At 32.0% G+C, this 12,129-nt stretch carries 11 protein-coding genes; 6 read left to right on the top strand and 5 right to left on the bottom strand.

Annotated elements, in window-relative coordinates; genetic code table 11:
• Positions 1-231: 231 nt before the first annotated feature.
• The 3 genes from F0000_RS02675 to F0000_RS02665 are packed head-to-tail and all read right to left on the bottom strand — an operon-like array spanning position 232 to position 3,831.
• Positions 232-2,040, bottom strand: a complete 1,809-nt coding sequence (locus F0000_RS02675) for a lysophospholipid acyltransferase family protein (RefSeq protein WP_149623153.1) — start codon at positions 2,038-2,040, stop codon at positions 232-234.
• Between the two features lie 53 nt (positions 2,041-2,093).
• A complete protein-coding gene (locus tag F0000_RS02670; RefSeq protein ID WP_149623152.1) occupies positions 2,094-3,347 on the bottom strand; it encodes an aspartate kinase in 1,254 nt (417 codons plus the stop codon).
• Between the two features lie 4 nt (positions 3,348-3,351).
• Positions 3,352-3,831, bottom strand: a complete 480-nt coding sequence (locus F0000_RS02665) for a GNAT family N-acetyltransferase (protein ID WP_149623151.1) — start codon at positions 3,829-3,831, stop codon at positions 3,352-3,354.
• Positions 3,832-4,009: 178 nt separating this feature from the next.
• On the opposite strand from F0000_RS02665, the gene fbp reads away from it, so the two are divergent.
• The 5 genes from fbp (at position 4,010) to F0000_RS02640 (ending at position 8,484) form a co-directional block, all read left to right on the top strand.
• Positions 4,010-5,017 carry a class 1 fructose-bisphosphatase gene (gene fbp / locus F0000_RS02660; RefSeq protein ID WP_149623150.1) on the top strand — a complete coding sequence of 336 codons (1,008 nt, stop codon included), beginning with the start codon at positions 4,010-4,012 and terminating at the stop codon, positions 5,015-5,017.
• 250 nt (positions 5,018-5,267) lie between these two features.
• Positions 5,268-5,618, top strand: coding sequence for a fructose 1,6-bisphosphatase (locus tag F0000_RS02655; RefSeq protein WP_149623149.1), 351 nt, complete (start codon positions 5,268-5,270; stop codon positions 5,616-5,618).
• Positions 5,619-5,638: 20 nt separating this feature from the next.
• Positions 5,639-6,463 carry a cell envelope biogenesis protein OmpA gene (locus tag F0000_RS02650; RefSeq protein ID WP_149623148.1) on the top strand — a complete coding sequence of 275 codons (825 nt, stop codon included), beginning with the start codon at positions 5,639-5,641 and terminating at the stop codon, positions 6,461-6,463.
• Positions 6,450-6,941 carry a Rab family GTPase gene (locus F0000_RS02645; protein ID WP_149623147.1) on the top strand — a complete coding sequence of 164 codons (492 nt, stop codon included), beginning with the start codon at positions 6,450-6,452 and terminating at the stop codon, positions 6,939-6,941. Before F0000_RS02650 ends, F0000_RS02645 begins: the two co-directional genes overlap by 14 nt.
• 4 nt (positions 6,942-6,945) lie before the next feature.
• Positions 6,946-8,484, top strand: coding sequence for an ATP-binding protein (locus F0000_RS02640; protein ID WP_149623146.1), 1,539 nt, complete (start codon positions 6,946-6,948; stop codon positions 8,482-8,484).
• A gap of 43 nt (positions 8,485-8,527) precedes the next feature.
• Here F0000_RS02640 and F0000_RS02635 read toward each other — a convergent pair whose 3' ends face one another.
• The gene (locus tag F0000_RS02635) at positions 8,528-8,959 is read right to left on the bottom strand and encodes a TerB family tellurite resistance protein (protein ID WP_149623145.1); all 432 of its coding nucleotides are present in this window, start codon (positions 8,957-8,959) and stop codon (positions 8,528-8,530) included.
• A 342-nt stretch (positions 8,960-9,301) separates the two neighbouring features.
• Here F0000_RS02635 and F0000_RS02630 point away from each other — a divergent pair, with 342 nt between their 5' ends.
• Entirely contained in the window at positions 9,302-10,444 is a 1,143-nt protein-coding gene (locus F0000_RS02630) for an aminotransferase class V-fold PLP-dependent enzyme (RefSeq protein ID WP_149623144.1), read from the top strand.
• 488 nt (positions 10,445-10,932) lie between these two features.
• Here F0000_RS02630 and F0000_RS02625 read toward each other — a convergent pair whose 3' ends face one another.
• Positions 10,933-12,105: a hypothetical protein gene (locus tag F0000_RS02625; protein ID WP_149623143.1), complete on the bottom strand. Its 1,173-nt coding sequence runs from the start codon at positions 12,103-12,105 to the stop codon at positions 10,933-10,935.
• Positions 12,106-12,129: the final 24 nt, after the last annotated feature.

Raw genomic sequence — 12,129 nt, 5'->3', positions numbered from 1 at the left:
TATTGATCAAAACTATATAGGAGTAAATAAAAGGGTGGGAAGATATTTAGGTTAAGAAAATAATCTAAACGCAGCTCCTATCGTATAATCAATACACAAATATACAATAGAAAGAAAAGAAAAGAAAAGCAATCCTACATTTTTAAAAAAACTATTGCACTATTCAATCAAAAGGAAAAAGAAATTATGAACAAACGAATCTTATGGGTGTTCATTAGCATATCACCGGAGCTATTTATCTACATTTTTAAAATATTTCTGCTCCAGTTCAGTTTGAAACTCTTCCATTACAGGTTTTACAGTACTATCAGGTAAATCTGCAATTCTAATATACATTAAACCATCTACAGCGTTATTAAATAAAGGATCTACATTAAATGCTACAACTTTTGCATTTTGTTTGATATATTTTTTGATCAATACAGGAATGCGTAGACTTCCTGGTTCTATCTCATCAATAATTTTGTCAAACTTATTAAGATCACTCCTACTAGCATCAAAAACAAAGTCTTTATCTGCATCTTTAAGTTTTACTTTAAACTCTTTTTTTGGACGCACATATTGTGCTACATACGGGTCATAGTAATGAGATTTCATAAATTCGATCATCAATGATTTAGAGAAATTACTAAACTTATTACTTATACTTACACCACCGATCAAATATTTATGGTTAGGGAAACGCAATGTACAATGTACAATACCTTTCCATAGTAAAAATAATGGCATGGGTCGTTGTTGATATTCTTTAATTATAAAAGCTCTTCCCATCTCGATAGATTCGCTCATCATTTTATACAATTCTGGCTCAAACCTGAAGAGGTCTTGTAAATAGAATCCATTAATACCATACTTAGCGTAAATTTCATTACCCATCCCCATGCGATATGCTCCCACAATTTTCTTGGCACTATTATCCCAAAGAAACATATGATGATAATAGTCATCAAAAGGATCTAAATCTATAGATTGATTTGTTCCTTCTCCTATCTCCCTAAAGGTAATCTCTCTTAGCCTACCTATTTCGTGTAAAACATTTGGGATACATTCTTTGCCTGCAAGAAAAACTTCATAATTCTTACTTGCCAGCAACCTCATATCCTTTGCCCTGCAACATTCTAATTCTACTTCTATTGAATTAATACTACCTTCGACAGCAATTTGTTTAGGTAATTTAGGGAGTTTTAAGTTCTGAGGAATGGTTTCTCTTAATGTTTTCTTCTCATAAGGATTCGCCAACATATAGGTTTTCTTACGCAAAAAATTCGTGAAATCTACCAAATTATCGTATTCGTCCTGATCTTTTACCGAAATAGGATTCCCGATTCTGACCTTTATTATTTTATTTTCTTGAGAAAATAATTCACTAGGCAATTTTGCCGTTCTCAAGGTATCATTAATAGATGCCAATTTGTAAAAGAGTCTGCTATTTCTGGCATGGAAGTAAATAGGTATTACCGGTACTTTTGCTTTTTTCACTAATCTCATAGCACCAGGCTCCCAAAATTTATCCACATAGTGTTTACCATCTTTTACGGTAGACACTTCACCTGCAGGAAAAATACCTAAAGGATGCCCTTTTTCTAGATGAATTACAGATTCTTTGATCCCGGCAAGACTTGATTTGACCTCTTTTCGATCTTCGAAAGGATTCACTGGCATAATATAAGGTTTTAACGGAGTGAAATTATGCAACAAAAAATTTGCAATAACCTTATAGTCAGACCTATGCTCTAGCATTAGTTTTAGTAATAAAATACCATCCAATCCTCCGAGAGGGTGATTGGACAAGGTAATAAAAGCCCCGTTTTTAGGCAATCTTTTAAGATCTTCTGGAGGAATTTCGAATGTTACTCCGTACATATCCAAGGCAGCATTTACAAAATCAGTACCGGATAAATGGCTAATATCATCATACTGACGATTAACTTTGGACAGTCTGGTAATTTTCAGAATTAGCCAACCAATAAAAGTGCCAATAAAACCAAGTTTATCTATTTTTAGGCCTTTGGCCACTTCTTTTGAGGTTACTACCGCCATTAAATACGTTTTGTGCTAACTACAAATATAACAAAATCATGGAATACCGCATCTTACTGCTTTACAACCATTTGATAGGTTTCTTTAGTGCTTTGTTTAAGTAAAATATTCTTATTTCTTTCTAATAAACTGATAGCGTCATCAGTAGCATGTCTTATGGTAAATAACGAAACATTTTTTTCGCAAATAACTCTAAATTTTGCCTTTAATTTAGTATGCAATTGATCAAAAGTATTAAACTTATCATCAAGACACACAGAAAAGCTTATGGCAGAATTCTGGATCAGATCTACTTTTAATTGATAGTTATAAAAAAGATTGAAAAGCTCACTGATATTGTCTTCAACAATAAAAGAAAAATCTAACGAAGAAAGGGATAATAATATTTGATTTTTCTTTACTATATAACAAGGTATAAAAGGTATTAATCTTTGTCCTTTTTTAACTGAGGTTCCCTCATTTTCAGGATTAATAAAGGATTTGACATATAAAGGGATTTCCTTTCTTTGTAAAGGTTGTAGTGTTTTAGGATGTATTACAGAAGCTCCATAAAAAGCAAGTTCTATGGCTTCTTCATAAGAAATCTGAGAAAGTAATTTTACATTTTTGAATACTCTGGGATCTCCATTTAATACTCCAGGTACATCTTTCCAGATACTTACACTGGCTGCTTGTATACAATAGGCAAAAATACCAGCAGAATAGTCACTACCTTCTCTTCCTAAAGTAGTCGTAAAATTATTAGGATCCGAAGCTATAAAACCCTGAGATACAGTAAGCCCAATTTTACTGACTTTTTCAATTATATTTTGCTGTGTCTTATCCCAATTTACAGTGGCGTCTCGATAACTATTATCTGTTTTAATAAGATCCCTTGCATCCAACCAGTGGTTTTTATATCCCTGATCCAATAAATATTCACTAACAATAGTGGTAGAAATCAACTCTCCGTAGCATACAACCTGATCATAAACATAATCATATTGTGTTGATTTATTTCTATCAAGTGTTGTCTCCAGATCGGATATGAATACTTCTATTTTCTCAAAAACAGGGTGCCGTCCATTTTTAAAGAGTTCTCGCAAAATTCCCTGATGATAGTTCTTAATATAATCCAACGAATCTTTAAGTTCAGTTGTTTGATTTAAATAATTATGAACTACCTGTTCCAGAGCGTTTGTGATCTTTCCCATCGCAGAAACGATAATTATTGCATTAGAAGTATCTGTTTTTTGTAATACATTGATTACATTTTGTACTCCTTTTACATCTTTTACAGAGGCTCCACCAAACTTAAAAACCTTCACTAATTTAAATTTTAGAAATAAACGCTTCCAGACTCTTAGCATCCATTTGAACAACCTGCCAACCTTCTAAAATTCTGGCTCCGCTTTTTATGTAAAAATCTACAGCTGGTTTATTCCAATCAAGGACATTCCATTCTACTCTCTTTACTCCTTTTTCTTTTCCATATTGCAACACTCTTTTATACAACGCTGTGCCAATACCTGTTCCTCTCATTGATTCTTTTACAATTAAGTCTTCCAGATGTACTGTTCTACCTTTCCAGGTAGAGAAACGGAAATAGACCAATGCAATTCCTACAATTCCCTCATTCGTTTCTGCAACAAAACAATGAAATAAAGGATGTTCTCCAAAACCTTCTCTAATAAGATCCTCTGCCGTCACTTCTACTGCTTCTGGTTCTTTTTCAAAAATTGCCAGTTCTTCTATAAGCATAAGAACTTCTGGCATATCACCAGCCATCGCATCTCTAATTAAATAATCCATAGATCAAAAATTTATCAAAACTATAAAATTATACCATAGAAACCAGAGAATTTCCTAATGTTATTATTTTCTTATTATAAATTATCATAACTCATAAAAAAGATTATTCATTTAAACTTACGAAAACGATATAGTAATGTAAAAAATAATACTTTTGCACAGCATCAACACAACAGAAATGACAGGAAAAAATCAAACCTTAGGAGAATTTATAATTGAAAATCAAAAAGATTTTCCATATGCCAGTGGAGAGCTTTCTCGATTGATTAACTCAATCCGCTTAGCAGCAAAAATGGTAAATCATGAAGTAAATAAGGCAGGTTTGGTCGATATCACGGGAGCTGCAGGCGAAACAAATATCCAAGGAGAAGATCAGCAAAAACTAGATATTCTTGCTAACAATACTTTTATAAACACACTCACAAACAGAGAAATAGTTTGCGGGATTGCCTCTGAAGAAAATGATGATTTTATCACTATAAAAGGTCAGAATAATGATCATAGAAATAATTATGTTGTTCTTATGGATCCATTAGATGGTAGTTCTAATATTGATGTTAATGTTTCAGTAGGAACTATCTTCTCCATTTATAGAAGAGTTACTCCTACCGGCACACCAGTTACAATTGATGATTTTCTACAACCAGGAAATCTGCAAGTTGCAGCAGGCTATATTATTTATGGCACATCTACCATGTTGGTATATACTACTGGTCATGGTGTTAATGGTTTTACATTAAACCCAGCACTTGGCACCTATTATCTGTCACACCCGAATATGAAATTTCCAGAAAATGGGACGATCTACTCTGTAAATGAAGGCAACTACATCCATTTCCCTCAAGGAATTAAGGATTATATAAAGTACTGTCAGGAAGAAAAAGATGATAGACCCTATACCTCCAGGTATATTGGTTCACTCGTAAGTGATATACACCGCAATATGATCAAGGGTGGTATATATATGTACCCCAGTACCTATAAATCGCCTAATGGCAAACTTCGTTTATTATATGAGTGTAATCCAATGGCATTTATAACTGAGCAAGCCGGAGGAATGGCTAGTGATGGATATAAACGAATTATGAATATTAAACCCACAGCATTACACGAACGTACTCCTTTTATATGTGGAAGTAAAAACATGGTAGAAAAAGTAGCGTCATTTATGAAGTCTAAAAAATAAGAGTGATCATTTAAACCAAATAATCTTATTTTTTTTAGTATTCTTGTAAAAGAAATTTATACCGTGTATAGTCTATCTTTCTTTCCCCCCATTTTTACACCCTATAACCGCATAAATTCTATTGCATTTTTGTACGGCTACTGTATATTTTTTGATAAAATTAACATTATCAAAAATTACTAGTCATTTTTAATATTTTTTATGTTAATTTTACGTAAAGCTCACATAGAAAACTTATAAACTGATCAACATGTCTAAAGAAAAAAAAGCTGTTGAAGAACAGACAGTAAATGATCCTTCTTCTAAAATAGAAGCTATAAAAAATCTGATTTTTGGAGAAAACATAGCCGCCTATAATTCTGAATTCGAAAGTGTAAAAAAAGATATTTCTTTAAAGAAAAAAGAGCTTGAAGATTTTATTGATGACACACGTAAAGAATTACATCAGGCAATAGACAACCTTAGTACAGATATAAACATACGAATTACAGAATTAGAAGACAATCTAGCTGATAAAGTAGAGATGCTGGATACCAAAAAAGTTGACAAAAAGACCTTGGGTGATCTGCTGATTGCCATGGGAGAGAAAATTAACAAGTAATAACCCAGCTACCAAAGGGTATGGAAGCGCAGGATAAACTCAAAATTCTTAAAGAACTTCTTCTTACAGAGGAGAAAGAATATACTGATTCCATTGCTCAAAAACTAGAGGATTTAAGTAAAATTGTTCATCAAAAAAAAGAGCTTTCGCATAAGGTCGACCCTATTATTGAAGACAAATTAGAGGAATTTGTACAAGAAATACCCAAAACATTAGGTCCTACTATTACTGCCGCTTTAAAAGAAGAAATCAAAAATTCTCAGGATGCCGTTGTAGAAGCACTATTTCCTATCATTGGTAAAATGATTAAGAAATACATTGCTCATGAAATGAGATTATTGAGTGAGAATATTAGCAGAAAAACTAAAAGTGCTTTTTCTTTTAAAAACTGGTTTAGAAAAACCAAGGCCAGAGCTCAGGGAATTAGCGAAGGAGATCTCGCACTCTCTGATTACGCAAAACCCAGGCTAATCCAGCTATTTGTCATCGAGAAAAACTCAGGATTACTAATTGCAGATTATAGTCCGTTATCAGAAAACACTGTCGATAAAGATATGGTAGCCGGAATGCTAACGGCTATCAAAAGTTTTGTAGAAGATGCTTTCCAGGGAGGAGATCAAAATCTTCAAATGATAGAATATGAATTATATACAATACATATACAAAACTTTTATTCGTATTATATTGCAGCCGTAATCTCTGGTGCATATAGTATCATGTTTAAAGAAGTATTAGAAGATCAAATTATTGATTTTGCTCAGCATCATATCTCCAAGAGAGATTTAGAAGATAGTGAGTTATTTACTAAAAAATTAAAAAAACATTTTGAAGATGAAATTGTCTAAAAAAGTTGTGCTTTTAGGACACTTCGGTGTAGGAAAAACGTCGTTATTCAGACGTTTTATGGATAACGAATTTTCTGAAGACTACAAAGTTACCCTAGGTGTTCAGATAAAAAAGAAAGTTATAGAAATGCCGGATGGCAGAGAGCTCTCTATGATCATATGGGATACCGAAGGTCATACCAATATAGAAGATACCCGAAAATCCTACCTTTTAGGATCACACGCCTTTATCTATGTATTTGATCTTACCCGTACAGATACATATCAGGATCTAAGCAAAGATATAGACTATCTCACAAAAAATTATCCCAAAGTAAAGACTAAAATCATAGGTAATAAACTGGATTTAGTAAATGAAAAAGACATTTTGCAACTATTCAAAGACAAGCAGATACAATTTGATTGTCTCACCAGTGCCAAAACCAACAAAAATGTGCAGAATTTTTTCTCAGATCTCGCTAAAGAAATAACTAGCTGATACTATGGAATATCAAGAAGATACATTACTGTTTAGTGAGAAAACTCAGTTTATATTAGTTACCGTAGAAGGGATTATTAAGAAAACAGATGCCAAATTATTTGATTGGAAAGTTGGAGGTTCTATATATGACTGCCATCCTTTTTTCGAAATACTAAAAAGCCTCATTGATTCTTTTGAAAAAGAAGAAACTACCTATAATTTCCCCTGTATCCATCTGGAAGAAAATAATACTGAAAAAATATGTGATATTACTATAATTATTAATACACAGGAAATAACCGTTATCCTTTTTGAATACACTTCAAAATATAGAGAGCTTAATAAAATAGCACAACAAAGAAATGAATCTGTACTAAAAGCAAAAGAATTAGAACTTAAAAACAAATATCTCCTTGACAAAGAAGAATTTAAAAACAATTTTATAACCAATATAAATCATGAGGTCAGAACACCTCTAACCAGTATTCTTGGTTTTGTAGAAATATTAGAAAAAACTAAATTAAATTTTGAACAAGAAGAATTAGCGCGTATTATAAAGAGACAAAGCATTCATCTTAATGCATTGATTGACGATATGGTCGATATTTCTAAAATCGAATCTGGGAAAATACAAATTGTTGATCAGCGATTTTTATTTGTAAATCTTATTAAAGGGTTTGATGAAACTTACTCAAAACTAGCAGAAAAAAAAGAAATCGAATTCAGTACATACATTGATCCCAATATACAAGAATATCTGATTGGCGATAGAACGCGAGTATATCAAATATTAAATAATTTACTGGGGAATGCTTTTAAATTTACTGAAGAAGGAAGCATACATCTTTCGGTCACAAAAAACTATCAACGAACCAATAAATTAAGTATCAATTTCAAAATTGAAGATACCGGATTCGGGATACAAGCAGAAAACCTGGAGCGTATTTTTGATCGTTTTACACGATTTAATGAAGACAAACAGATTTCAGGTACTGGATTAGGACTGGCGATTGCAAAAAACCTGGTGAATCTTCTGAACGGTGAAATAAAAGTAACCAGCCAACCAGAAAAAGGAACTACTTTTGAAGTAAAACTGCCGTTTAAATTCGAAGTAACAAAAACAACATCACAAAAGAAAAAGAAAAAATATACATTGCCAGAAACTAAAAAGAAATTTAGAATTCTTTTGGTCGAAGATGAAGAAGCCACACAATATCTGGTCATGAAAATACTGATAAGTCAAGGCAATTTTTTTATAGATGTTGCCCTTAATGGAGAACAAGCTATTAACTATCTCGAAAGAAGAAACTACGATTTAGTCTTAATGGATCTAAAAATGTCTAAAATCGATGGGTATCAGGCAACTCGCATGATTAGAAATAATTATGGCGACAAAATTATTTCAGAAATCCCGATTATAGGCTTTACAGCAAAGATTGGAGAAAAAGAAAGAGATAAATGTCTAAGAGCTGGAATGGATGATTTTATAGCCAAACCTTTTGAACAGGAAGATTTACTCTACAAAATAACAAAACAAATAGCTAAAAAAGCCGCTGTATAAGCGGCTTTTTTTGATTTTTTTATACCAGTGACCTATTGTTTATTTATCTATTCATATTTTTAATCTCCTCGGCAAATGTCTCTCTGTCCACACCTTCATTGATCAAAATAAGTGCTTTATCCACTACATACTTTGCATTATCTGCTTGAAACCCTAAACCAATGCTTAATTTCTCCAAAAGCACTACCTGATCATTTCCTTTGATAGAATCCGCATAGACCATTTTGGATAAATCATATAACCGCTCCAATCTAATATCATAACTAGTTGGTGGATTAATTGGATGCTTTTCATAATTTTCAAGAATCTCACTATAGTTACTATCTGATATATTAAGATTACGAGCTGTCCTGTCTAAAAAAGCTTTTTCTTCATCAGTTATTATACCATCGCTCATAGCTACTCTCACGATAGCTGCAAAATGATCCTGGTTTCTTTTCTTAAAACCGCTATCAAACAAATTAGATATTGACATGTATTCTTTTATTTAATTTGCCGCAAATATAAGTAAACTAAAAGTCCTTTTAAAATTTAAAATTATCGTTTTTATTTCCTCTTATTTTACTGATTAAAAACGAAGTAATACCCGTTATTAGATAAAATAACCGTAAACTGAATCAAATTATTTTTTAATTCAGACGAGAAATAAAATTCACAGATAGCAACGCTATTGATGCCATTTATTTCGAAATGTGAAACAAAAAGAAATGATTTTAGCAAGTAATTTCATTTGAGGTTTGGTATAATTCCTAATATTTTCACAAACCCTTTTTCATACACTTAGGAAAAAGTAATTTTATTGTTTAAAACAAATTCTATGCAAAACCAAAAACAGTTGTTTGATCTTTCTGATGATGTTACATACCTCAATGGAGCCTATATGTCACCTCAACTCAGATCAATTACCGAGATAGGGTTGCAATCTGTTGCCAAAAAAGCAAGACCTGATGAGATATTGCCTAAAGATTTTTTTATACAAAAAGAAATCTTAAAACAACGTTTTGCTTCTTTGATAGAAGCTTCTGATTATAAAAACATAGCAATCATACCTTCTGTATCTTATGGTATTGCGAATGCTGCCAATAATATCCCTATAAAGAAAGGAGATGAGATAATACTAGCGGACGAACAATTTCCAAGTAATGTGTATATCTGGCAGGAAATTGCTAAAAAAAACGAAGCTATTCTAAAAATCATCAAATCTCCTACCGAATTCGAAAATAGAGGTAAAAAATGGAATAAAAATATTATAGAGGCAATAAACCACAAAACAGCAGTAATTGCTATGCCACATGTACATTGGGCAGATGGAACTTTGTTTGATTTAAAGGCGATTCGGGAAAAAACAAAAACAGTACAGGCCATGCTGATTATTGATGGAACCCAAAGTGTAGGTGCCTTTCCTTTTTCTATAAAAGAAATTGAACCAGATGCATTAATCTGTGGAGGATATAAGTGGTTATTAGGCCCCTATTCTATAGGAATGGCTTATTACAGTGATGCGTTTAATGATGGTACACCTATCGAACATAATTGGATGAATCGCTATAACAGTGAAGATTTTGCGAGTCTTACCCAATATGAGAATAGGTATCAGGAAAAAGCTGCTCGATACTCTGTGGGCGAATCCAGTAATTTTGTTCTAACCCCAATGATGATTAAAGCTATAGAACAGCTAATAGAATGGCAGCCAAAAAATATTCAGAACTATTGTGAACAAATTTCAAAAGAAATGATCAATAAACTTAGAGATCTAGGCTATTTTATAGAAGATAGCCAGTATAGAGCTCATCATCTTTTTGGGATTTACCTTCCTAAGCATATCAATTCAGAAAAATTAAAAACATCTTTAAAAGAGGCAAAAATCATTGTTTCTTTTCGTGGAAATGCAGTGAGGATATCTTGTAATGTGTATAATTCTAAAGATGATTTTATGAGATTACTAAACTGTTTTAAATAAGAATGAAAGTTTTCGCCTCTTTTGGGATTAGCTTCTTACTGTAATTTTAGAAACGTAAAAAAGCCTCAAGTATCTTAGTTTTTTATTTTAGTATTTTTAAATCAAATAGTATTGCAGCTATATAATGCAGAGGTTATTTTTATATTTATTATGGCTCTAGTTTAAATTAGCGTTGTTATCTAAATAATGCTGAACATCCCTCTAATACGATTTATAACTAAAAATTTCGCATATTCATCGTTTCTTTTTCCTTTCTACTTCGTTTAAAAAATAAACCGTAGCTATAGCTATGCTTGATTTTTTTGCCTTGCATAAAGAAAAAATAATTCAATGAATTTATACGAATTTTTTAATCACAAATCGTATAAACCTCCCTTCGAAGGAAGGGCTGGGGGAGGATATTTTTTAGTGACATTAAATTACAAAAAACTGAATATCAATAATTTATACATAAGATTAATTTCGCTAATTTAAACTAGAGCCATTTATTATCTAATAATCCTTGAACTTATTGTAAGATTTACTGGCTCTAATAAATCATCAACATTACTATCTCTATATATTCTGGTATAAAAAACTGCGGTCGTTGTATAAGTCCCTTCGGGAAAACTGGAATTTACAATAACATTTATATCCGCACTTTCTCCAGGTTTCAATCCTTGAGAAGGAAAATTTCTACGTGCAGTAATTACATTAAAAGTGGGAGTAATAATCGGGCTCATATCTTTATAAGTTGGTGGTTTTTGATACCCTAATTTCTGATTACCTTGATTAACCCACCTAGTTACACCTCCAAAAACTTCTGATAAATAGCCTCCTATAACATCTGGAGTCGTAACTGATATTGTTTCTATTCTAACTGGGTTAATAACATCTACAATAACTTTAGTTGTTCTAAACTGATCATTATTTTTATCTCTAACCATTAATATGAAGGACTTGGGATATTTAAAATCAATACTCATATCTACATCTAGAAATTCTTCGTTTATGTTTTCAGGTGATACTGACGAGTCTTGCGTGTAATATAATTTTGCTCCGTCATATGTAACCGTCGGTACTAAATTTGTAAAATCAGTTCCTAGTGGGACAAAAACATACAAAATATCTCCTCCTGGTTCTTCTATAGTTCTAGAAATCGTAATATCCTCAGCCAAACCAGGGTTTTTACTTTTCTCAAACTTAAAACTGGTAATCTTCAATGTTTCAGGGTCAACAACTGCTTCTTTTATAATACTCACCTTATAATGAAGTAGTTCTTCTTTATCACCTATAGCATTATGGATAGTAAATATCTGTATCTTTTCGTCTTCAAAAGACAACTCTATATCATTACCTGGTGAGATACTAAACTTACTCAAATTAAGTTCTTCTGATGTTATAGACGCATGTATATTGCTCAGAGAGATAATTGTACCAGGAACAGTAATTTTAATCTCTCCATAAGTGACTGCTTTATTGTCTACAATCTCTGGTTGTATAATATCTATTGCTGTACGCTGAATTCCTAATAATGGGAAATCTAAAAGTCTAGCTTCTTCTATCTTAACCCCAGATACCCCTATGATACTTGCGGAATTATCATCAGAATCACAACTCATTACAAAAAATACAGATACCATTATTGTAACTATAGTAATTATTTTGATACTATTTTTCATTACTTCTTTTTTAAAGTTTGTAAC

The sequence above is a fragment of the Aquimarina sp. RZ0 genome (genome assembly GCF_008370685.1).
Taxonomy (GTDB): Bacteria; Bacteroidota; Bacteroidia; order Flavobacteriales; family Flavobacteriaceae; genus Aquimarina.
The sequence above is the reverse complement of the archived record's forward strand: the minus strand, read 5'-3'. Positions and strand labels throughout refer to the sequence as shown.